Source organism: Pseudomonas sp. NPDC007930 (assembly GCF_042958985.1).
In the GTDB taxonomy this organism is placed as follows: domain Bacteria; phylum Pseudomonadota; class Gammaproteobacteria; order Pseudomonadales; family Pseudomonadaceae; genus Aquipseudomonas.
The window spans coordinates 458543-480340 of sequence record NZ_JBIBKC010000002.1 but is presented as its reverse complement, the minus strand read 5'-3'; the positions used below and the strand labels follow the sequence as shown (position 1 = coordinate 480340).

23 protein-coding genes are annotated in these 21798 nt (G+C 65.5%); 12 read left to right on the top strand and 11 right to left on the bottom strand.

Annotated elements, in window-relative coordinates; translation table 11 throughout:
- Window positions 1-11 precede the first annotated feature (11 nt).
- From ACFZCE_RS06710 to tldD, 3 genes are read left to right on the top strand one after another with little or no spacing between them, the layout of a single operon-like run.
- Window positions 12-3836, top strand: a complete 3825-nt coding sequence (locus ACFZCE_RS06710) for a YhdP family protein (protein ID WP_390937227.1) — start codon at window positions 12-14, stop codon at window positions 3834-3836.
- Between the two features lie 51 nt (window positions 3837-3887).
- Window positions 3888-4739, top strand: coding sequence for a nitrilase-related carbon-nitrogen hydrolase (locus tag ACFZCE_RS06705; RefSeq protein ID WP_390937224.1), 852 nt, complete (start codon window positions 3888-3890; stop codon window positions 4737-4739).
- Window positions 4740-4741: 2 nt separating this feature from the next.
- Window positions 4742-6184 carry a metalloprotease TldD gene (gene tldD / locus ACFZCE_RS06700; protein WP_390937223.1) on the top strand — a complete coding sequence of 481 codons (1443 nt, stop codon included), beginning with the start codon at window positions 4742-4744 and terminating at the stop codon, window positions 6182-6184.
- A gap of 9 nt (window positions 6185-6193) precedes the next feature.
- Here tldD and yjgA read toward each other — a convergent pair whose 3' ends face one another.
- Window positions 6194-6715 (bottom strand): ribosome biogenesis factor YjgA, encoded by a 522-nt coding sequence (gene yjgA / locus ACFZCE_RS06695; RefSeq protein ID WP_390937221.1) that lies wholly within the window; start codon window positions 6713-6715, stop codon window positions 6194-6196.
- Window positions 6716-6814: 99 nt separating this feature from the next.
- On the opposite strand from yjgA, the gene pmbA reads away from it, so the two are divergent.
- From pmbA to ACFZCE_RS06665, 6 genes are all read left to right on the top strand, one after another.
- Window positions 6815-8161: a metalloprotease PmbA gene (gene pmbA / locus ACFZCE_RS06690; protein ID WP_390937219.1), complete on the top strand. Its 1347-nt coding sequence runs from the start codon at window positions 6815-6817 to the stop codon at window positions 8159-8161.
- Between the two features lie 440 nt (window positions 8162-8601).
- Window positions 8602-8991 carry a FagA protein gene (locus ACFZCE_RS06685; RefSeq protein WP_390937217.1) on the top strand — a complete coding sequence of 130 codons (390 nt, stop codon included), beginning with the start codon at window positions 8602-8604 and terminating at the stop codon, window positions 8989-8991.
- A complete protein-coding gene (gene fumC, locus ACFZCE_RS06680) occupies window positions 8991-10367 on the top strand; it encodes a class II fumarate hydratase FumC (RefSeq protein WP_390937215.1) in 1377 nt (458 codons plus the stop codon). The genes ACFZCE_RS06685 and fumC overlap by 1 nt, the downstream gene beginning before the upstream one ends.
- A 17-nt stretch (window positions 10368-10384) precedes the next feature.
- The gene (locus tag ACFZCE_RS06675; protein WP_390937213.1) at window positions 10385-10840 is read left to right on the top strand and encodes a tol-pal system YbgF family protein; all 456 of its coding nucleotides are present in this window, start codon (window positions 10385-10387) and stop codon (window positions 10838-10840) included.
- A gap of 1 nt (window position 10841) precedes the next feature.
- A complete protein-coding gene (locus ACFZCE_RS06670; RefSeq protein WP_390937211.1) occupies window positions 10842-11453 on the top strand; it encodes a Fe-Mn family superoxide dismutase in 612 nt (203 codons plus the stop codon).
- Window positions 11454-11463: 10 nt separating this feature from the next.
- On the top strand, window positions 11464-12363 hold the full coding sequence (locus ACFZCE_RS06665; protein WP_390937209.1) for a ZIP family metal transporter: 900 nt from the start codon (window positions 11464-11466) through the stop codon (window positions 12361-12363).
- A gap of 5 nt (window positions 12364-12368) precedes the next feature.
- Here the strand turns inward: ACFZCE_RS06665 and ACFZCE_RS06660 are convergent, their stop codons facing one another.
- The 10 genes from ACFZCE_RS06660 to ACFZCE_RS06615 form a co-directional block, all read right to left on the bottom strand.
- Window positions 12369-12641: an HPr family phosphocarrier protein gene (locus ACFZCE_RS06660; protein ID WP_390937207.1), complete on the bottom strand. Its 273-nt coding sequence runs from the start codon at window positions 12639-12641 to the stop codon at window positions 12369-12371.
- Between the two features lie 16 nt (window positions 12642-12657).
- Window positions 12658-13515, bottom strand: coding sequence for an RNase adapter RapZ (gene rapZ / locus ACFZCE_RS06655; protein ID WP_390937205.1), 858 nt, complete (start codon window positions 13513-13515; stop codon window positions 12658-12660).
- Window positions 13516-13517: 2 nt separating this feature from the next.
- Window positions 13518-13982: a PTS IIA-like nitrogen regulatory protein PtsN gene (ptsN, locus tag ACFZCE_RS06650; RefSeq protein ID WP_390937203.1), complete on the bottom strand. Its 465-nt coding sequence runs from the start codon at window positions 13980-13982 to the stop codon at window positions 13518-13520.
- A gap of 10 nt (window positions 13983-13992) precedes the next feature.
- Window positions 13993-14301, bottom strand: a complete 309-nt coding sequence (hpf, locus tag ACFZCE_RS06645) for a ribosome hibernation-promoting factor, HPF/YfiA family (protein WP_390937201.1) — start codon at window positions 14299-14301, stop codon at window positions 13993-13995.
- 104 nt (window positions 14302-14405) lie between these two features.
- A complete protein-coding gene (locus ACFZCE_RS06640) occupies window positions 14406-15920 on the bottom strand; it encodes an RNA polymerase factor sigma-54 (protein WP_390937200.1) in 1515 nt (504 codons plus the stop codon).
- Window positions 15921-16100: 180 nt separating this feature from the next.
- Window positions 16101-16826, bottom strand: a complete 726-nt coding sequence (gene lptB, locus ACFZCE_RS06635; RefSeq protein WP_390937198.1) for an LPS export ABC transporter ATP-binding protein — start codon at window positions 16824-16826, stop codon at window positions 16101-16103.
- Window positions 16826-17377, bottom strand: a complete 552-nt coding sequence (gene lptA / locus ACFZCE_RS06630; RefSeq protein WP_390937195.1) for a lipopolysaccharide transport periplasmic protein LptA — start codon at window positions 17375-17377, stop codon at window positions 16826-16828. Before lptA ends, lptB begins: the two co-directional genes overlap by 1 nt.
- Window positions 17358-17936 (bottom strand): LPS export ABC transporter periplasmic protein LptC, encoded by a 579-nt coding sequence (gene lptC / locus ACFZCE_RS06625; RefSeq protein ID WP_390937194.1) that lies wholly within the window; start codon window positions 17934-17936, stop codon window positions 17358-17360. Before lptC ends, lptA begins: the two co-directional genes overlap by 20 nt.
- Window positions 17937-17972: 36 nt before the next feature.
- A complete protein-coding gene (locus tag ACFZCE_RS06620; RefSeq protein ID WP_390937193.1) occupies window positions 17973-18497 on the bottom strand; it encodes an HAD hydrolase family protein in 525 nt (174 codons plus the stop codon).
- Window positions 18498-19472: a KpsF/GutQ family sugar-phosphate isomerase gene (locus tag ACFZCE_RS06615; protein ID WP_390937191.1), complete on the bottom strand. Its 975-nt coding sequence runs from the start codon at window positions 19470-19472 to the stop codon at window positions 18498-18500.
- A 250-nt stretch (window positions 19473-19722) separates the two neighbouring features.
- On the opposite strand from ACFZCE_RS06615, the gene ACFZCE_RS06610 reads away from it, so the two are divergent.
- From ACFZCE_RS06610 to mlaD, 3 genes are read left to right on the top strand one after another with little or no spacing between them, the layout of a single operon-like run.
- Window positions 19723-20532 carry an ATP-binding cassette domain-containing protein gene (locus ACFZCE_RS06610; protein ID WP_390937189.1) on the top strand — a complete coding sequence of 270 codons (810 nt, stop codon included), beginning with the start codon at window positions 19723-19725 and terminating at the stop codon, window positions 20530-20532.
- A complete protein-coding gene (mlaE, locus tag ACFZCE_RS06605) occupies window positions 20532-21329 on the top strand; it encodes a lipid asymmetry maintenance ABC transporter permease subunit MlaE (protein WP_390937188.1) in 798 nt (265 codons plus the stop codon). Before ACFZCE_RS06610 ends, mlaE begins: the two co-directional genes overlap by 1 nt.
- Window positions 21329-21796: an outer membrane lipid asymmetry maintenance protein MlaD gene (gene mlaD, locus ACFZCE_RS06600; RefSeq protein WP_390937186.1), complete on the top strand. Its 468-nt coding sequence runs from the start codon at window positions 21329-21331 to the stop codon at window positions 21794-21796. Before mlaE ends, mlaD begins: the two co-directional genes overlap by 1 nt.
- The last annotated feature ends 2 nt before the right edge of the window (window positions 21797-21798 follow it).

Genomic DNA, 21798 nt, shown 5'->3' with positions numbered 1-21798 from the left:
GGTTATTTCCCATGGCGCGCCTGACGCGGTTTCTGGATGCGCTCGTGCGTTGGGCCCTGGGCTTGTGCGCCGCGGGGCTGATCCTGCTCGCGCTGCTGGTCAGCCTGGGCCGCTACCTGGTGCCGCTGGTGGGCGAGTACGCCGGCCCGGCCAGCGTCAAGGCCAGCCAACTGCTGGGCATGCCCGTTCAGGTGGGCGCCCTCGAAGGCCGCTGGCACGGCTTGGCGCCGGTGCTGGCGGCGCGCGACATCACCCTTGGCAGCGGCCGCGACGCGATCCGCCTGGAGCGGGTGCAGGTGGTGCCGTCGCTGTGGCGCAGCCTGCTGACCCTCTCGCCGCGCCTGGCGTACCTTGAAGTAGACGGCCTGCGCCTGAGCCTGGAGCAGGGCGCCGACGGCCAGTGGGCGCTCAAGGGCTTGCCGCCGCAGCAGCACGACAGCCCGCTGGACCCAGCCACCGTGCTCGGGCGCCTCGAGCAACTGGGCGAGGTCAGCCTCAACGACAGCCAGCTCACCCTCAAACCGCGCGACCGCGACCCGCTCGCCCTCAACTACGTGGCCCTGAGCCTGCGCAATGGCGTGGCCGGCGAGCAGCGCCTCGACCTGCGCCTGAACCTGCCCGATGGCCAGCCCTTGGCCGCCCATGTGCAAGGGCGGCTGGTGCCCCAGGCCTGGGAACAGAGCAGCCTGAGTGCCTACCTCAGCTTGCCGCAAAGCGATTGGGCGCGGTGGGTACCACCCAGCCTGCTGCAAGGGTGGAACCTCGCCACCCTCAAAGCGGGAGGCGAGGCGTGGGCCGAGTGGCGCGCCGGTGGCCTGCAAAGCGCAGCGCTGCGGCTCAATGCTCCGGTTGTAGTGGGGGGGTATGGCCAGCAAAAAACCGCGGGCGCGAAGGACCTCGCCCTCAACGCCTGGGTGCGCCGCGGCGATGAAGGCTTTGAGGTGCTGGTCAATTCCCTGGCCATGACCCTTCAAGGCAAGCGCTGGGAAAGCCGCCTGCAGGTGCGCCAGGGCGCCGGCAACGACGGCCCGCTGTGGCAGCTGCAGGCCGACCGCCTCGAGCTGGCGCCGCTTACCGCCTTGATCGACGCGTGGGCGCCGTTGCCCGTGGCGGCCCGCCAAGGTGTCGATTCGCTGGCCTTCACGGGTGCGCTGCGCAACCTGCAGCTGGAGTGGCGCCCGCAAGCGCAGGGGGACCGCCGCCTGAGCTTCGCCGCCAACCTCGACCGCCTCGGCTTCGGCCCGTACCACGGCGCCCCCGGGGCTGCCAACGTGAGCGGGGCGATCAACGGTGACCTGGGCCACGGTGAGCTGCGCCTGGCCACTACAGACTTCATGCTGCATCTGTTTCCGATCTTTACCCAGCAGTGGCACTACCTCAAGGCCAACGCGCTGCTCACCTGGCGCCTGGACTCGACCGCCTTCACCCTGGCGGCGCCGGCGATCCGCGTGCAGGGCGAAGAAGGGCAGATCGCCGCCGACTTCAACATCTACCTGCCGTTCGCCCACGAAATAGAGCCGTACATGGACCTGCGCGTGGGCCTCAGCCAGGGCGACGGGCAGTACACGCCCAAATACCTGCCCCAGGAACTGCCCACCTCGGTCGCCGACTGGCTGCGCAAGGCGCAGATCCGCGGCCATGTAGACGAAGGCTACTTCCAGTACCAGGGGTCGTTGGCCAAGGCGGCGCCGGACCACGCGCGCAGCATCAGCCTGTTCTTCAAGGTGCATGATGCCGCCCTGGCCTTCGAGCCGGGCTGGCCCCAGGCCGAGCACGTGGATGGGCGGGTGTACATCCAGGATGGCGACGTGCGCATCCTCGCCGACCGCGGCCAGGTGCTGGGCGCGCAGGTCAGCGCGGTGGACGTGCGGGTACCCCACGTACCGAGCAGCCAGCCCAGCCACCTGTTGGTCGATGGCCAGTTCGCCGGCACCCTGGATGACGGCATCACCCTGCTGCAGACCGCGCCGATCGGCACCGGCGACACCTTCGCCGGCTGGGAGGCCGACGGCCCGCTGAATGGCTCGCTGGCGTTGGACATCCCGCTGGTCAAGGGCCAGCTACCCGCCGTGCAGGTGGATTTCGCCACTGAAGGCGCGCGGCTGAAAATCGCCAAGCCGGCCCTGGAGCTCAGCCAGCTCAAGGGGGCGATGCGTTTTGACCTGGCCAAGGGCCTGAGCGGGCAGGGCATCACCGGCCAGGCCTTCGGCAAGCCGGTGAGCGCGCAGATTTTCGCCGAGGGCAAGCCTGGCGCCCCGGCCACGCGTATTGCCGCGCGCGGGCAGGTGAACGCCAAGGCGCTGGCCGAATGGCTGGCCTACAGCGGCGCGCTGCCGGTCAGCGGCGACATCCCGTTCGACCTGCAGGTGTGGCTCGACGAGCGCAGCCGCCTGAGCGTAGACACCGACCTCAAGGGCCTGGCCTTCAGCCTGCCAGAGCCGTTCGGCAAAGACGCCCTGGCGCCGCGGCCCAGCCATTTCGAGCTGTCGCTGGCCGGTGAAGACCGCCTGGCCAGCGCCCGTTACGGTGACGTGGCCAACGGCGTGTACCTGGCGCCCGGCGGCAACGCCGCCAATGGCCGTGGCGAGCTGCAACTGGGCAGCACCCCGGCGCAATTGCCGGCCGACAAAGGCCTGCGGGTGCGTGGCAGCCTGGCCCGGCTCGACGTTGCCGCCTGGAAAACCCAGGGCAGCGCGGCGCTGGGCGGTGGCGGCGCTGGCAGCAACTGGCAGTGGTTGAACAGCATCGACCTGAACATCGGCGAGCTCACCGGCATCGGCACCACCCTCAACCAGGCCCAGGTCAACCTCGCGCCGCTGCCCGGCGGCGGCTGGGCGCTGGCCCTGGCCAGCCAGCAGGTGACCGGCAAGGCCACCCTGCCGGCCGCCAGCGGCGCGCCGATCGACGTGCGCCTGCAAGCGGTGCACCTGCCGCCGGCCGCGCCGCCGGCGCCCGAGGGCAGCGAGCCGGTAGACACGCCAGACCCTCTGGCCAGCGTCGACCCGCGCAGCCTGCCGGCGGTCAACCTGGCCATCGACCAGCTCTGGCAGGGCGATGAGCCGATTGGCGCGTGGGCCTTGAAAATGCGCCCCAGCGAGAAGGGCGTGAACTTCAGCGACATCGCCCTCGGCCTGAAAGGCCTGCAGCTCAGTGGCGCGGGCAGTTGGGAGGGCGCCCCGGGGGCCACCAGCAGTTGGTTCAAGGGCCAGATGGCCGGGAAGAACCTCGGCGATGTGCTCAAGGCCTGGAAGTTCGCCCCCAGCGTGACCAGCGAACGCTTTGCCATTGGCGTCGACGGCCGTTGGCCGGGGTCGCCGGCCTGGGTGTCGCCCAAGCGCTATTCGGGCAGCATCGATGCCGACCTGCGCCACGGCCAGTTTGTCGAGGTAGAAGGCGGCGCCCAGGCACTGCGGGTATTCGGCCTGCTCAACTTCAACGCCATCGGCCGGCGCTTGCGCTTGGACTTTTCCGACCTCTGGGGCAAGGGCTTGAGCTACGACGAAGTGAAGGGGCAACTGGCGGCCAGCAATGGCGTGTATGTCACGCGCACGCCGATCACCCTCGCTGGGCCGTCGAGCAACCTTGAAATGGACGGCACCCTCGACATGGCCGCCGACCGCATCGACGCCAAGGTGCTGGTCACCCTGCCGCTGTCGACCAACCTGCCGCTGGCCGCGTTGATCGTCGGCGCGCCGGCGGTGGGCGGGGCGCTGTTCATCTTCGACAAACTGCTGGGTGACCGGGTGGCGCGCTTCGCCACCGTGCAATACACGGTGCAAGGCCCGTTGAAAGACCCGAAACTGGCCTTCGACAAAGCCTTCCGCAAGCCGCAATGACCCGCCGGTGCTAGCATCGCCGTTGCCTTGCCCCTATTGGAGAGCCCCGCCATGACCTTTGCCGTGATCCAGATGGTCAGCCAGCCGGACATCGCCGCCAACCTTGCCGCTGCCCGCGGCCTGCTCGAGCAGGCCGCCGAGGCCGGCGCGCGGCTGGTGGTGTTGCCAGAGAACTTCGCCTCGCTCGGGCGCCGCGACGCCGCCGCGATTGGCCGGAGCGAGGCGTTGGGCGAGGGGCCGATCCTGCCGGCCTTGAAACAGGCCGCGCGCGACCTGAATCTATGGATAGTGGCCGGCACACTGCCACTGCCGCCGTTCGACGCCCCAGAGGCACGCCCACGGGCGTGTTCACTGTTGCTGGCCGACAGCGGCGAGGTGGTAGCGCGTTACGACAAACTGCATTTGTTCGACGTCGACGTGAGCGACAACCGCGCGCGCTACCGGGAGTCGGACGACTATGCTCATGGTCAGACCATCGTGGTGGCAGACACCCCGGTGGGCCGGCTGGGCCTGACGGTGTGCTACGACCTGCGCTTCCCGGAGCTGTACAGCCGCCTGCGCGAGCAGGGCGCTGAACTGATCAGCGCGCCCTCGGCCTTCACCGAGGTGACCGGTGCGGCCCACTGGGAGGTGCTGATCCGCGCCAGGGCCATCGAAACACAGTGTTATGTGCTCGCCGCCGCCCAAGGCGGCGAACACCCGGGCCCCCGGCACACCTGGGGCCAAGCGGCGATCGTCGACCCGTGGGGGCGGCTGCTCGCCGAACAGGCCAAGGGGCCTGCCGTGCTCTGTGCGGCACGGGACGCAGAAGAACAAGCGCTCATCCGGGCGCGCATGCCGGTGCTGGCGCACCGGCGTTTGTTTACGCAGGGCGCGCCGCGGCCTGCCGCAGATGTGGAGTGAACATGAGCGACATGGTAAGCAGCGTCAGTGAACATTTGCTGACACCCGGTGGCCTCGACCAGGCCGCTTTGCAGGCGGTGCTCGGCGAGCTGGCCGGCCCCGGCATCGATGCCGCGGACTTGTACTTCCAGGCGCAAATCTCCGAATCCTGGGCACTCGAAGACGGCATCGTCAAGGAAGGCAGCTTCAACCTCGACCAAGGCGTGGGCGTGCGTGCCCAGTCCGGCGAGAAAACCGGCTTCGCCTACAGCAACACCCTCGACTTGCCAGCCCTTCAGCAAGCAGCGCTGGCGGCGCGGTCGATCTCCCGCGCCGGCCAGAACGGCCGGGTGCAGGTGTTCAGCCCGCAAGCGGTCGAGCAACTGTACGCCCCGGACAACCCTCTCGAAGTGCTCAGCCGCGCTGAAAAAGTCGAGCTGCTCAAGCGCATCGACGCCCAGACCCGCGCCCTCGACCCGCGCATCCAGCAGGTGTCGGTCAGCCTCTCGGGGGTATGGGACCGGGTGCTGGTGGCCGCCACCGACGGCACCCTGGCCGCCGACGTGCGCCCGCTGGTGCGCTTCAACGTGAGCGTGATCGTTGAACAGAACGGCCGCCGCGAGCGCGGTGGCCAGGGCGGTGGCGGGCGTACCGACTACCGCTACTTCCTCGAGAACGACCGGGCCATGGGCTATGCCCGCGAGGCCCTGCGCCAGGCGCTGGTCAACCTCGAGGCAGTGGCCGCGCCCGCCGGCACCCTGCCGGTGGTGCTGGGCTCGGGCTGGTCGGGCGTGTTGCTGCATGAAGCCGTGGGCCACGGCCTGGAAGGGGACTTCAACCGCAAGGGCAGCTCGGCCTATAGCGGCCGGGTGGGTGAGAAGGTCGCGTCGTCGCTGTGCACCATCGTCGACGACGGCACCCTCAGCGGCCGCCGCGGGTCGTTGTCGGTCGACGACGAAGGCACCCCCACCGAGTGCACCACGCTGATCGAGAACGGCATCCTCAAGGGCTACATGCAAGACAAGCTCAATGCCCGCCTGATGGGCAAGGCCCGCACCGGCAACGGCCGCCGCGAGTCCTACGCCTGCCTGCCGATGCCACGCATGACCAACACCTACATGCTGGCCGGCGCCAGTGACCCGCAAGAGATCATCGCCTCGGTGAAACGCGGCATTTATTGCGCCAACCTCGGTGGTGGGCAGGTAGACATCACCAGCGGCAAATTCGTGTTCTCCACCAGCGAGGCCTACCTGATCGAAGACGGCAAGATCACCGCCCCGGTCAAGGGCGCGACCTTGATCGGCAATGGCCCAGAGGCCATGAGCCGGGTGTCGATGGTGGGCAACGACCTGGCCCTGGACAGCGGCGTGGGCACCTGTGGCAAGGATGGCCAGTCGGTGCCGGTCGGGGTAGGGCAGCCGACCCTGAAGATCGACGCCATCACCGTGGGCGGTACCGGCGCCTGAGGGCGCCGGTCAGCGCAGGCCGCGTTGTTGTTCGTCCAGCTCGCGAATGTACTTGAACAGCTTGCGCGCGGCCGCCGGCGGCTTGTTGTGGGCCGCCTCGTGCTGGGCGTGGCGGATCAACTGGCGCAGGTGCTGGCGGTCGGCCTCGTTGTATTCGCTGAAAAACAGCGCCAGCACCTCATCGTTGCCGTTGATCAGGCGGTCGCGCCAGCGCTCGAGGTTGTGAAAACGCTCGTTGTATTCGCGGGTCGAGCTGTCGACCTGGTCAAGCAGTTGCAGGATCGCGTCGGTATCCTGGTCGCGCATCAGCTTGCCGATGAACAGCGTGTGCCGCTTGCGCGCCGAGTGGGCGGTATGCCGGGGTGCCTCTTCGAGGGCCTTGCGCAGGCCGTCGGTCAACGGCAGGCGGGCCAGCATGTCGGGTTTGAGCGCCATCAGGCGCTCGCCCAGTTCGGTCAGCGCGTGCATTTCGCGCTTGATTTGGGTTTTGCTTTTTCCCTCGCCGAGGGAGTCGTCGTAAGAATCAACCATGGGGGCCGTCCGATTAAAAACGCCGCCATGATAACCAGTCGGGGGCCGCTTGTATCGGCCGCCCGTACTGAACAGCGAATGTGAAGTGTGGAGAGTGCCATGAAAGCAGAGCAAAGCGTCGGGCCCGGGGACTTGCCCCAGTTGCAGGCGCAGGTCGAGCAGATTCTCGACGAAGCCAGGCGCCAAGGGGCCACCGCGTGCGAAGTGGCGGTGTCGCTGGAGCAGGGGCTGTCGACCTCGGTGCGCCAGCGCGAGGTCGAAACGGTCGAGTTCAACCGCGACCAAGGCTTTGGCATCACCCTGTACGTGGGCCAGCGCAAAGGCTCGGCGAGCACCTCGGCCAGCGGTACCGCGGCGATCCGCGAAACCGTCGCCGCGGCCCTGGCCATCGCCCAGCACACCTCTGAAGACCCTTGCTCGGGCCTGGCCGACGCCAGCCTGATGGCCAAAAGCATTGAGGACTTCGACCTGTATCACCCGTGGGCGATCACCCCGGACCAGGCCATCGAAAAGGCCCTGGCGGCTGAAGCCGCGGCGTTCGACGCGGATCCGCGCATTCTCAATGCCGATGGCACCACGGTCAACGTACACCAGGGTTGCCGGGTGTATGGCAACAGCCATGGTTTCATCGGCGGTTACGCGTCTACCCGCAACACGTTGTCTTGCGTGATGATCGCCGAAGCCAACGGGCAGATGCAGCGCGATTACTGGTACGACTTCAACCGCCGTGGCGAACAGTTGGCCAGCCCCGAATCGATTGGCCGGCGCGCCGCCGAGCGCGCCGCCAGCCGTTTGGGCGCACGCCCGGTGCCGACCTGCGAAGTGCCGGTGCTGTTCTCCGCCGAACTGGCGGGCGGGCTGTTTGGCAGCTTCCTGTCGGCGATTTCCGGCGGCAACCTGTACCGCAAGTCGTCGTTTCTCGAAGGCAAGCTGGGCGAGATGATCTTCCCGGCGTGGATGACCCTCGACGAACGCCCACACATTCGGGGCGGGCTGGCCAGCGCATCGTTCGACGGCGACGGCCTGGCCACCTCGGCGAAACCGTTCATCGAGAACGGCCGGCTGGTGTCTTACGTGCTCTCGACCTATTCCGGGCGCAAGCTGGGCATGCCCAGCACCGCCAACGCTGGCGGCGTGCACAACCTCTACGTGACCCACGGCAACGACGACCAGCAGGCGCTGATCAAGCGTATGGGCCGCGGTTTGCTGGTGACCGAGCTGATGGGCCACGGCCTGAACATGGTCACCGGGGATTACTCCCGCGGCGCAGCGGGCTTTTGGGTGGAGCACGGGGAGATCCAGTTCCCGGTTCAGGAAGTGACGATCGCCGGCAATATGAAAGACATCCTCGGCAATATCGTCGATGTAGGCGCTGACGTCGAAACCCGCAGCCACATTCGCAGTGGCTCGGTGTTGATCGAGCGGATGACCGTGGCAGGGAGCTGAACCCCGGCTGCGCCTTTGCCCGGCTGTGCCGTAATGCTGTTCACTTAAGCAATTTCACGGCTTTAAGAAAGGGATCGATCTGTGAGCTCTGCTGATTTTGTGCATGAGCTTCAGGGCCTATCGCCCGGCACAGCCGGAGTGCCGGACCACGGCCTCCCACCAGATTTGTGTAAGTACTTGATTTACGGGACAACACAGAACTGGTGGGAGGCCGGCTATGCCGGGCGAAGGGCCAGTCCGGTCATGCGCTCAGTAAAACCATTTGAAGAAATCAGGGCTTTTTAACCCCGATTTAGCGCTCTGATTCCTTAAGTGAACAGCATTACGGCCGTGCCGGGCGAAGGCCGCCGAAGCCACGCCCATTCACACTTCCCCACTTGCAGTGATTCTCCTTATCAAATAATAATAAAACGCATTACCGGAGCGATACGGTTTATGCGATGACGTCTGCTGTCCGTGAACTGCCCTACCTCCACCACTGGCACTGGTTGGGCACGCAAATCCGCTGTGCGTTGCAGCCCGACGAACCGCGGCTGATCGACCACTATTTCGCCGCCGGGCGCTGCCTGGCGCGCTTCACGCCCATGGGCCCCGCGGCCGTGGCGCGCAGCAGCTTCCGCCTGCTGCTAGACACCGCTATCGACATCGCGCTGCCCTGGCACTGGCGCAACCAGTGCCTGGACCAAGCTTGGCGCCCCCTGCGTGACCTCCACGGGCTGGCCGACAGCTGCGCCGCCCTGCGGCAATGGCAGTTGTATGCCCAGGCCCTGGCGCAGTGCGAGCTGCAGCCGTCGCTTTCCTACCAAGCCCCCCAACAAGGACACTTCTGATGAGCACTACCCGTATCGAGCGTGACAGCATGGGTGAGCTGCAGGTGCCGGCCGAGGCCCTGTACGGCGCCCAGACTCAGCGCGCGGTCAACAACTTCCCGGTCAGTGGCCAGCGCATGCCCGCGCAGTTCGTGCGCGCGCTGATCCTCGCCAAGGCCGCCGCCGCCCGCGCCAACGTGGCGTTGGAACAGATCACCCCGGCCCAAGGCCAAGCCATTGGCCAGGCATGCGAGCAGTTGCTGGCGGGGGATTTCATGCAGCACTTCCCGGTCGACATCTTCCAGACCGGCTCGGGCACCAGCTCGAACATGAACGCCAACGAGGTGATCGCCACCCTCGCCAGCCGCGCACTCGGCGAAGCGGTCAACCCCAACGACCACGTCAACTGCGGCCAGAGCAGCAACGACATCATCCCCAGCACCATCCACATCAGCGCCGCGCTGGCCTTGCACGAGCACTTGCTGCCGGCACTGGAGCACCTGGTCGGCACCATCGAGGCCAAGGCCGAGCAAGTGCACGCCTACGTGAAAACCGGCCGCACCCACCTGATGGACGCCATGCCGGTGCGCATGAGCCAGGTGCTGCTGGGCTGGGCCGCGCAACTGCGCGCCGGCATCGGCCACCTGCGTGGCGTGCAGCCGGCGCTGCAGGCACTGGCCCAGGGCGGCAATGCGGTGGGCACCGGGATCAACGCCCACCCGGACTTCTCGCGGCTGTTCAGTGAGCAACTGCACAGCGCCACCGGCGTGCCGTTCACCCCGGGCGCCAACCTGTTCGCCCTGATCGGCTCGCAAGACACCGCCGTTGCCGTGTCTGGCCAGTTGAAAACGCTCGCCGTGAGCCTGATGAAAATCGCCAACGACCTGCGCTGGATGAACTCAGGGCCGCTGGCCGGCCTTGGCGAGATCGAGCTGGAGGGCTTGCAGCCGGGCTCTTCGATCATGCCGGGCAAGGTCAACCCGGTGATCCCGGAAGCCACCGCCATGGTGGCCGCGCAGGTGATTGGCAACGACGCCACCATCGCCGTGGCCGGCCAGTCGGGCAACTTCGAATTGAACGTGATGCTGCCGGTGATCGCCTCGAACCTGCTCGAAAGCATTGAACTTCTGGCCAATGCCAGCCGCCTATTGGCAGACAAGGCGATCGCCAGCTTCCGTGTCAACGAGGCCAAGATCAAGGAAGCGCTGGGGCGCAATCCGATCCTGGTCACGGCACTGAACCCGATCATCGGTTACCAGAAGGCCGCCGAGATCGCGAAGCAGGCCTACCGAGAAGGGCGGCCGGTGATCGACGTGGCACTGGAGAACACCGACTTGCCCCGCGACCGCCTTGAGGCCCTGCTGGACCCGGTCAAACTCACCGCCGGCGGTCTTTGACCGCCCTGGAGATCGCCATGCAGCACTGGAAACACCTCATCGGGCGGGCCAACGGCCATTTCGAACGCGGTGAACTGGCCGAGGCGCGCGAGCAATACCTGCAAGCACTGGCCTGGGCCCAGACCCTGTTCGAACGCTGGCCCGAGCCGGACGAGGCGGTGGCTGCTTGTGTGATCTCCCACTTGAATCTGGCCGACCTGCACATCCGGCTGGGCCAGCCGGAGGAGAGCGCCGAGTACCTTTGCGCGATCCACCAGCGCTTGCTGCTGGCCGTACACGACCTGCGCCTGGCCCCAGCCTTGCGCCAGGCCGCGTTGCGGCACGGCAGCCATACCCGCACCGAATTGCTCGGGTTCATCCGCGAGCAGGGCGAGTTTCCCCGTATTACCCGGCTGCTCGCCGGCCACCTGGAAGCCCCAGGTTACCCGCCGGCACTGGAGCAGCCACCCACCCACCGTTACGGAGTTCACTGACATGGCTTTCACTTTGCCCAAGCTGCCCTACGCCTATGACGCGCTGGAGCCGAACGTCGATAAAGAGACGATGGAGATTCACTACACCAAGCACCACCAGACCTACGTCAACGGCCTGAACGCCGCGGTGGAAAACACCGAGTACGCGCAATGGCCGCTGGAAAAACTGCTGCGCGAGCTGAAAAGCCTGCCTGCGGACAAACAAGGCGCGATCACCAACCACGGCGGCGGCCACGCCAACCACTCGCTGTTCTGGGAAGTGATGAGCCCGAGCGGTGGTGGCCAGCCCAGCGGTTCGGTGGCCCAGGCCATCGACGCTGAGCTGGGCGGCTTCGACGCCTTCAAGGAAGCCTTCACCAAGGCCGCGGTCAGCCGCTTCGGCAGTGGCTGGGCGTGGCTGAGCGTAACCCCGGCGAAAAAACTCGTGGTTGAGAGCAGCGCCAACCAGGACAGCCCGCTGATGAACGGCAACACCCCGATCCTGGGCCTGGACGTCTGGGAACACGCCTACTACCTCAAATACCAGAACCGCCGCCCGGAATACATCAATGCCTTCTATAACGTCATCAACTGGCCAGAAGTCGAGAAACGCTACCAGGCCGCCATTGCCTGACGCTCAGGCTGTGGGCAAGCGAACCGACAATCTGTCGGTCAGCAGTGTTCGCCTGTTCCGCCTGGCGTTAGGTACCTTGCTGCTGCTGGCGGGGTTTTCCCTGCTGGCAGCGCGGGCGCTGGACTGGCTACAACTGGACAGCGGCATGCTCCGCGCGCTGCAAGGCGGCGCATTGTGCGCCCTGGGTACTGCCCTGGGCGCCGTGCCGGTGCTGGTGATCCGCAATATGCCGGTGGCCGCCGCCGACACCCTGCTGGGCTTCGGTGCCGGGGTGATGCTCGCGGCCACTGCCTTTTCGTTGATACTGCCGGGCCTCGATGCTGCGGCGGTGTTGGGCTTTTCCGCCTGGGGCGCCGGTTTACTGGTGAGTTTCGGCATCATGCTCGGCGCCATGGCGCTGTACCTGCTCGACCGGCAGGTGCCAGTGGCCAGCCCCGAGGCCCTGGTGTCGGCCCCTGACCGGCCGGTGGTACCGGCACGCATCTGGGTGTTCGTCATCGCGATCATCGTGCATAACATCCCTGAAGGGATGGCCGTCGGCGTATCGGCGGGTGGCCATATGGAAGGCGCTAATAGCCTGGCCATCGGCATTGCCCTGCAAGACGTGCCCGAGGGCCTGGTGATCGCCTTGGTGTTGGCCGGGGCGGGGATGTCTCGCGTGCGGGCGTTCCTGATTGGTGCCGCCTCAGGGCTGGTCGAGCCGGTGTTCGCGGTGTTGTGTGGCTGGCTGGTGACCCTGGCGCAGATGCTACTGCCGTTGGGCCTGGCGTTCGCCGGCGGCGCCATGCTGCTGGTGGTCACCCACGAGATCATTCCCGAGTCGCGCAGCAACGGCCATCACAAGCTGGCCAGCCTGGGGCTGTGCGTGGGCTTCTGCCTGATGATGGTGATGGATACCGCGCTGGGTTGAAGGCGTTATTCGCCTTCGTCGAACTTGTCGTTGATCAACTGGGCCAGGGCGTCGAGCGCGTCCTGGGCCTGTTCGCCCTCGGTGCTCAGGTGGATGTCCGTGCCTTTGCCCGCCGCCAGCATCATCACCGCCATGATGCTCTTGCCGTCGACCAGTGAACTGGCCGTGCGCCCGACCCGCACCTGGCACGGGTAGCGCCCGGCCACGCCGACGAACTTCGCCGCGGCCCGTGCATGCAGGCCCAGTTTATTGATGATGGTGATGTCGAGTGCGGGCATTGCGGGGCAGTTCCTATCAGGTCAGGTCGCGATGGCGAACCTGCACGTTTTTCAGGGTGTGTTGCAGTTCAGCGCCCAGGCGCTCGGTGAGGTAAACCGAGCGGTGGTGCCCACCCGTGCAGCCGATGGCTATTGTGACATAGGCACGGTTGCTGGCGGCGAAGCGCGGCAACCATTTGAACAGGTAGGTGTGAATATCCTGGTACATCTCCTGAACGTCCGGGGAGGCCGCCAGGTAGTCGATCACCGGCTGGTCAAGGCCGGAATGCTCGCGCAGTTCGGGCTTCCAGTAGGGGTTGGGCAGGCAGCGCACATCGAACACCACGTCGGCGTCGACCGGTACCCCACGCTTGAAGCCAAACGATTCGATCAGGAAGGCCGTGCCGGCATCGGGTTTGTTCAGCAGGCGCAGCTTGATCGCGTCGCGCAGCTGGTACAGGTTCAGGTGGGTGGTGTTGATCTTCAGGTCGGCGAGGTCGGCAATCGGGCCGAGCAGGTCGCGCTCCACGCGGATCGCCTCGGCCAGCGAACGCTCGGCGTTGCTCAGCGGGTGGCGCCGGCGGGTTTCGGAAAAGCGCTTGAGCAGGGTGTCTTCGTCAGCGTCGAGGTACAGCACGTCGCAAACGATGTGCCGGCCGCGGACTTCGTCGAGCAGCTCGGGGAAGCGGCTCAGGTGGCTGGGCAGGTTACGGGCATCGATAGACACCGCCACCAGCGGCTGCGCCAGCTCGGTGTGGATCAGCGCGCGCTCCGCCAGTTGCGGCAGCAGGCCGGCCGGCAGGTTGTCGATGCAGTAGAAACCGTTGTCTTCCAGCACGTCCAGCGCGGTGCTCTTGCCGGAGCCGGAGCGGCCGCTGACGATGATCAGGCGCATGCTTAGTGACCCTTCTGGGCGTCCAGTACCACCTTGTACAGGGCTTCGCTGTCTCCGGCCGAGCGCAGGTGCTCGCGGATGTCCTTGCGGTCGAGCATGCTGGCGATCTGGCGCAGCAGTTCGAGGTGTTCGTCCGTGGCCGCCTGCGGCACCAGCAGCACGAACAGCAGGTCGACCGGGGCGCCGTCGATGGCGTCGAAGTCTACCGGGTGGTCGAGTTGCAGCAGCGCGCTGATCGGCGCTTGGCAGCCGGCCAGCCGGCAGTGCGGAATGGCGATACCGTTGCCGAAGCCGGTCGAGCCCAGGCGTTCGCGGGCTACCAGCGCTTCGAGGATGTCCTGGCTGTCGAGGCCGGGCAGCTCGCGAGCTACCAGGTTGGCGATCGTTTCCAGTACGCGTTTCTTGCTGCCGCCCGGCACGTTCACCAGGGAACGGCCGGGGGTCAGGATCTGTTCGAGTCGGATCATGGGGGGGAGATCAGCGAGCGGCCGCACCTTGGAAGTGGCTCTGCTGTTTTTCCTTATGCTTGAGCAGTTGCCTGTCGAGTTTGTCGGTGAGCAGGTCGATGGCCGCGTACATGTCGTCATGTTCGGCGTTGGCCACCACTTCCGCACCCGGTACCCGCAGGGTGGCTTCGATTTTCTGTTTGAGCTTTTCGACCTCCATGATCACCTGCACGTTGGTGATCTTGTCGAAATGCCGCTCGAGCTTGGAAAGCTTCTCGCCAATGTAGCTACGCATGGCGTCGGTCACATCCAGTTGATGCCCACTGATGTTGACTTGCATACCGCTTCTCCTTATTGCCAGTGCATAAAGAGGCTGGAAATACCGGCCCCCTGAACACGAGGGCCCTGGCCGCGGCCTTGCCGCCAGGGCCGGCACCTGGTGCGCTACATCAACCGCTTGCGTTCGCTGGACGGCGCGATCCCGAGGGATTCACGGTACTTGGCGACAGTGCGGCGAGCCACCTGGATGCCCTGTGCCTCCAGTAAACCAGCGATCTTACTGTCGCTCAATGGCTTTTTCTGATTTTCCGCGGCGACCAGTTTCTTGATGATCGCGCGGATCGCCGTAGACGAGCATTCACCGCCTTCGGAGGTGCTGACGTGGCTGGAGAAAAAGTATTTCAATTCGAAAATGCCACGGGGGGTGTGCATGTACTTCTGCGTGGTCACCCGGGAAATCGTCGACTCGTGCATGCCCACCGCCTCGGCGATGTCGTGCAGTACCAACGGCTTCATGGCCTCGTCGCCGTAGTCGAGGAAGCCGCGCTGGTGCTCGACGATCTGCGTGGCCACCTTCATCAGGGTTTCGTTGCGGCTTTGCAGGCTCTTGATGAACCAGCGCGCCTCCTGCAACTGGTTGCGCATGAAGGTGTTGTCGGCGCTGGTGTCGGCGCGGCGCACGAAGCCGGCGTATTGCGGGTTGACCCGCAGCCGTGGCACCGCCTCCTGGTTGAGCTCGACCAGCCAGCGTTCGCTGTCCTTGCGCACGATGACGTCTGGGACCACGTATTCGGGCTCGCTCGACTCGATCTGCGAGCCGGGGCGGGGGTTCAGGCTTTGTACCAGCTCGATGATCTGGCGCAGCTCGTCTTCCTTGACCTTCATGCGCCGCATCAGTTGGCTGTAGTCACGGCTGCCGAGCAGGTCGATGTAGTCGCCGACCAGGCGCTGGGCTTCAGCCAGCCAAGGGGTTTTCGCCGGTAGCTGGCGCAGTTGCAGGGCCAGGCATTCGCTCAGGCTGCGCGCGGCGATGCCGGCGGGCTCGAACTGCTGGATGCGGTGCAGCACGGCTTCGACTTCATCGAGCTCGATGTCGAGCTCGGGGTCGAACGCCTCGCAAATCTCCTCGAGGGTCGCCTCGAGGTAGCCCTGGCCGTTGATGCTGTCGATCAGGGTCACGGCGATCAGCCGGTCGTTGTCGGACATCGGCGCCAGGTTGAGCTGCCACAACAGGTGGCTTTGAAGGCTTTCACCGGCCGAGGTGCGGGTGGTGAAGTCCCACTCGTCGTCATCGCTGGCCGGCAGGCTGCTGGCGCTGGTCTGGTAAACGTCTTCCCAGGCGGTGTCTACGGGCAGCTCGTTGGGGATACGGTCGCCCCAGTCGCCTTCCTCGCCACCTTCGCGCTCGGCCACCGGGGCGCTGTCCTGGTAGCTGCTTTCCTGGTAGGCGGCTTCCTGGGCTTCACCATTGGCCTTCATTTCGGCATGGTCGGCCATCGGGTCGCTGGTGTCGAAGTCTTCGCCGTCTTCCTGGCGTTCGAGCATGGGATTGGAGTCCAGCGCCTCCTGGATTTCCTGTTGGAGATCCAGCGTGGAGAGCTGAAGAAGGCGGATGGCCTGTTGCAACTGCGGTGTCATCGTCAGTTGCTGGCCCATTTTTAGGACAAGCGTTGGTTTCATGGCGGAAGCTAGACACCTTGTTCTGCCGGCGCGGGGCGCCATCCACTACACACTGCCCGCCCTGTGAAAGGGGTCGCAGCCTTAAGCAAATTATATGCCTGAAACCTGGGGGTTTGCCTAGTGTTCTCTATCAGAACCTGGCACAAGAATGGCCCGGGCCCAGGGGGCACGGGCCCTTGCTCAAAGGCGGAACTCGTGGCCCAGGTACACTTCCTTGACCAACTGGTTGGCCAGGATGGTTTCGGCGCTGCCTTCGGCGATCAATTGGCCGTCATTGACGATATAAGCGATTTCGCAGATGTCCAGGGTTTCGCGAACGTTGTGGTCGGTGATCAGCACACCGATGCCCTTGTTCTTGAGGTGGTGGATGATCTGCTTGATGTCGCCGACCGAGATCGGGTCGACGCCAGCGAAAGGCTCGTCGAGCAGGATGAACTTGGGCGAGGTCGCCAGGGCGCGGGCGATCTCCACCCGGCGCCGCTCACCGCCGGACAAGCTCATGCCGAGGTTGTCGCGGATGTGGGTGATGTGGAACTCCTGCAGCAGGCTTTCGAGCTCCTGGCGGCGGCCCGCGGCGTCGAGGTCTTTGCGGGTTTCGAGGATGGCCATGATGTTCTTGGCCACCGACAGCTTGCGAAAGATCGAGGCTTCCTGCGGCAGGTAGCCGATCCCGGAGCGCGCGCGGCCGTGCATGGGCTGGTGGCTGACGTCGAGGTCGTCGATCAGCACGCGGCCCTGGTCGGCCTGCACCAGGCCGACGATCATGTAGAAGCAGGTGGTCTTGCCGGCGCCGTTCGGGCCAAGCAGGCCGACGATCTGGCCGCTGTCGATCGACAGGCTGACGTCACGGACCACCTGGCGGCCTTTGTAGCTTTTGGCCAGGTGCTGGGCCTTCAGAGTTGCCATTACTGCGCCTTCTCTGGTTGGTCGGTTTTCTTCTTCGGCTGGATCACCATGTCGATCCGCGGCTGCGGCGCGGTGATCTTCGAACCGGTGGCGCGGCCAGCGTTGGCGACCTGCTTGACGGTGTCGTAGACGATTTTCTCGCCGGTCGACACGTTGCCGTCGTTGAGCACCTTGGCGCGGTCGGTGAGGATGATCCGGTCCTGGTTGGCCAGGTAGTCGATGGTGATCGCCCACGCCTGCACGATGGGTTTGTTCACCGCCGGCTTCTGCTCGTAATAAGCCAGGTTGCCCACGGAGGTGAAGGTCTTCACGTCGCCGTTGGAGTCGCGGGTGACGGTCACCTTGTTGCCGGTGATCTTCATGGTGCCCTGGGTGATGATCACATCGCCCGTGTACACCGCCACGCCTTGCTTGTCGTCAAGCTGCGAGGTGTCTGCCTGGATGTGGATCGGCTGGTCACGGTCGGTGGGCAGCGCCAGGGCGTCTACGCTCCCGAGCGCCGCACTCAGGCCAAGCAGAACAGGGAGAGTTTTAGCGAGAGCGAGCGTCATACTGTCCTCTTACGTTGGACAGCAAGTCTACCTTGCTGTCTTTCAAATACGCTTTCATGCCTTTGGCCGTGGTGACCCCGTTGGCGCCGTCGATTCTAACGTTCTGGTCGGTTTCGGCATATTGGCGGCGTGGAAAAACCGTGGCGCGGCTGGTGTTGATGATGGTGGTGCGATCCTTCTGATCGGTCCGGTTCATCTTCACCGCGTCGATCAACTCGACCTGGGTGCCATCGGGGTTGACCTCGGCACGATCGCTGCGCACGTGCCAGGGGTAGGGGGTGCCACGGTAGATCTGCATGTCGGGCCGGGTGACGTACGACACCTCGTTGGCCTGCTTGTGCTCGACCTTGTCGGCGGTCAGTTCATATTGCACGCTGCCGTCTTCCATGTACTGCACCGTGTGAGTGTTCGTGGCGTAGTAGTCGATGAGGTTTTCATCGACTGCCACGGGCGTGTTGTCCATGAAGCGCTCTGGCGCGATCCGCCAGTAGCCGATGGCGCCGACGACCAGCGTCAGCACCAACAGCGCAATGATATTTCGAAACAGCTTATTCTGCATATGCGGACCTTACCGGTGCCGGAACCTTCCGGCGCCTTATAGATAGCTGCCAAGCAGCGTTTCGAGCTTGCCCTGGGCCTTGAGGATCAGCTCGCAGAACTCGCGAGCGGCGCCTTCGCCCCCCCTGGCCTGGGTCACGGCGCGCGCGTGCTCGCGCACGAACGGCGCGGCATTGGCCACCGCCATGCCCAAGCCCGCGCGGCGAATCACCGGCAGGTCGGGGAGGTCGTCGCCCAGGTAGGCGACGTCCTGGTATTCGAGGCCCAGTTGCCCGAGCAGTTCGTCGAGCACCACGAGTTTGTCTTCGCGGCCCTGGTACAGGTGGCTGATGCCCAGCGCCTTGGCCCGGCGCTCGACGGCGGCGGTTTTGCGGCCACTGATGATCGCGGTGATCACGCCGCTGTTGCCGAGCATCTTGATGCCCTGGCCGTCGAGGGTGTTGAAGGTCTTGAACTCGCTGCCGTCTTCGAGGAAGTACAGGCGGCCGTCGGTGAGCACGCCGTCAACGTCGAAAATCGCGATTTTAACGCGCCGCGCGCGTTCGAGCAGGTCTGGGTTCATTCACATCACTCCGGCACGCAGCAGGTCGTGCATGTTCAGCGCGCCGATCGGGCGGTTGTGGTCGTCGACCACCACCAGGGCGCTGATCTTGTTGTCTTCCATGACCTTCAGCGCCTGCGCGGCGAGCAAGTGCGGGCGCGTGGTCTTGCCGTGTACGGTCATGACGTCGTCGATGCGCGCGGTATGGATGTCTACCGAGCGGTCCAGGGTGCGGCGCAGGTCGCCGTCGGTGAAGATCCCGGCCAGGCGGCCGTCTTCCTCGAGCACCACGGTCATGCCCAGGCCCTTGCGCGACATCTCCAGCAGGGCCTCGCGCAGCAGCGTGCCGCGGCGCACCTGGGGCAGTTGCTCGCCGCCGTGCATCACGTTCTCGACCTTCAGCAGCAGGCGCCGGCCCAGCGCGCCCCCGGGGTGGGAGAACGCGAAGTCTTCGGCGGTGAAGCCGCGCGCCTCGAGCAGCGCCACCGCCAGGGCATCGCCCAGTACCAGCGCGGCGGTGGTCGAGGAGGTGGGCGCCAGGTTGAGCGGGCAGGCTTCTTGCGCCAGCGGCGCGCCGAGGTTGATGTCGGCGGCCTTGGCCAGCGGCGACTCGGGGTTGCCGGTCAGGCTGATCAGGCGGATGCCCAGGCGCTTGAACAGCGGCACCAGGGTCATGATCTCGGCCGACGAGCCCGAATGCGACAGCGCCAGCACGATGTCGGCGGTGGTGATCATGCCCATGTCGCCGTGGCTGGCCTCGGCGGGGTGGACGAAAAACGCCGGGGTGCCGGTGCTGGCCAGGGTGGCGGCGATCTTGCGGCCCACGTGCCCGGATTTGCCCATGCCCATCACTACCACGCGGCCGCTGCCGGCCATGATCATCTCGCAGGCACTGACGAAATCGCCGCCAATATGCGAAAGCAGGCCCTCGACGGCTTGCAGCTCGAGGCGAATGGTGCGGTGCGCGGACTGGATCAGGGATTCGTGCAGGCTCATGGCGAACAGGTCGAAGAAAAGGCAAGGGCGGGGATTATAGGGGAATGCAGCCTGGCGTTCATCCCGTTTCGGTAAAGACCGCGCAACAGGGCGTATGAGGCATTTTCTGAAACAGTGAGTTTTGCATATGCGAGTGGGCCGCCTGTGTCCAGAGTGATATAGTTCGCCGCTTACTTGGCCCGCCCCGGGCTGTGCCCTCGCTCTGCGGCGGGGCGCCCCACAGGGCGTGGTGGCGTCGCAAGGAGTTTCAATGACAACCGATAACGCCTACGCGGTCGAGTTGAAGGGAGTGACCTTCAAGCGTGGCACGCGCAGCATCTTCGAAAACGTCGACATCCGCATTCCGCGCGGCAAGGTCACGGGCATCATGGGCCCGTCCGGCTGCGGTAAAACCACGTTGCTGCGGCTGATGGGCGCGCAACTGCGGCCCTCGGCCGGCGAAGTGTGGGTCAATGGGCAGAATTTGCCCACGCTGTCGCGCAGCGACCTGTTCGACGCGCGCAAGCACATGGGCGTGTTGTTCCAGAGTGGCGCGCTGTTCACCGACCTCGACGTGTTCGAGAACGTGGCGTTTCCGCTGCGGGTGCACACCGACCTGCCTGAAGAAATGATCCGCGACATCGTCCTGATGAAACTGCAGGCCGTGGGCCTGCGCGGCGCCATCGAATTGATGCCCGACGAGCTGTCCGGCGGCATGAAGCGCCGGGTGGCGCTGGCCCGGGCGATCGCCATGGACCCGCAAATCCTCATGTACGACGAGCCCTTCGTCGGCCAGGACCCAATCGCCATGGGCGTGCTGGTGCGGCTGATCCGCCTGCTCAACGATGCCCTCGGCATCACCAGCATCGTGGTGTCCCACGACCTGGCCGAAACCTCGAGCATCGCCGACTACGTGTACGTGGTCGGCGAGGGCCAGGTGCTGGGGCAGGGCACGCCGGCCGAGCTCAAGGCCTCGGATAACCCGCGCATCCGCCAGTTCATGAAGGGCCAGCCCGACGGCCCGGTGCCGTTTCATTTTTCCGCCCCGGCGCTGGGCGCCGACTTTCTGGGGAACCGCTGATGCGCCGCAAGACACTGACCGGCCGGGTGCGCCTGGTAGGCCGCTCGGCCATCGACGTGGTCCAGGTGCTGGGGCGTTCGAGCCTGTTCCTGCTGCACGCGCTGTTGGGCCGTGGTGGGGTTTCCGGGCGCTTTCAGCTGTTGGTCCAGCAACTCTATTCGGTGGGCGTGCTGTCGCTGCCGATCATCATCGTCAGCGGTGTGTTCATCGGCGGCGTGCTGGCCCTGCAGGGCTTCAGCATCCTGGCCAAGTACGGTTCGGAGCAGGCAGTGGGGCAAATGGTCGCCCTGACCCTGCTGCGCGAACTCGGCCCGGTGGTCACCGCGTTGCTGTTCGCGGGCCGCGCCGGCTCCGCGCTGGCGGCCGAGATCGGCAACATGAAGTCGACCGAGCAGTTGTCCAGCCTCGAGATGATCGGCGTCGACCCGCTCAAGTACATTGCCGCGCCGCGCCTGTGGGCGGGGTTCATTTCACTGCCGCTGCTGGCGCTGATGTTCAGCGTGGTGGGTGTGTGGGGTGGTTCATGGGTGGCGGTCAACTGGCTGGGCGTCTATGACGGCTCCTACTGGGCCAACATGCAGAACAGCGTGAGTTTCACCGAAGACGTGCTCAACGGCCTGATCAAGAGTGTGGTGTTCGCCTTTGTGGTCACCTGGATCGCCGTGTTCCAAGGCTACGACTGCGAGCCCACCTCAGAGGGGATCAGCCGTGCCACCACCAGGACCGTGGTCTACGCCTCACTGGCGGTACTGGGTCTGGATTTCATTCTGACCGCATTGATGTTTGGAGATTTCTGATGCAAAACCGCACCTTGGAAGTGGGTGTCGGCCTGTTCGTGCTGGCCGGGATTCTGGCGCTGGTACTGCTGGCGCTGCGCGTGAGCGGCCTGTCCCCCACCTCGCACCACGACACTTATAAACTTTACGCCAACTTCGACAATATCGCCGGTTTGACTGTCAGAGCGAAGGTGACCATGGCCGGTGTGACCATCGGCAAGGTCACGGCGATCGATCTGGACCGCGACAGCTTCACCGGCCGGGTGACGATGGCGCTCGACAAGAGCGTGAACAACCTGCCTACCGACTCCACGGCGTCGATCCTGACCGCGGGGTTGTTGGGCGAGAAGTACATCGGCCTGAGCGTGGGTGGCGATACGGCGGTGCTCAAGGATGGCGGGACCATCCACGACACCCAGTCTTCGCTGGTGCTCGAGGACCTGATCGGCAAGTTCCTGCTCAACAATGTGGGCAAAGAGGCCAAATAAGG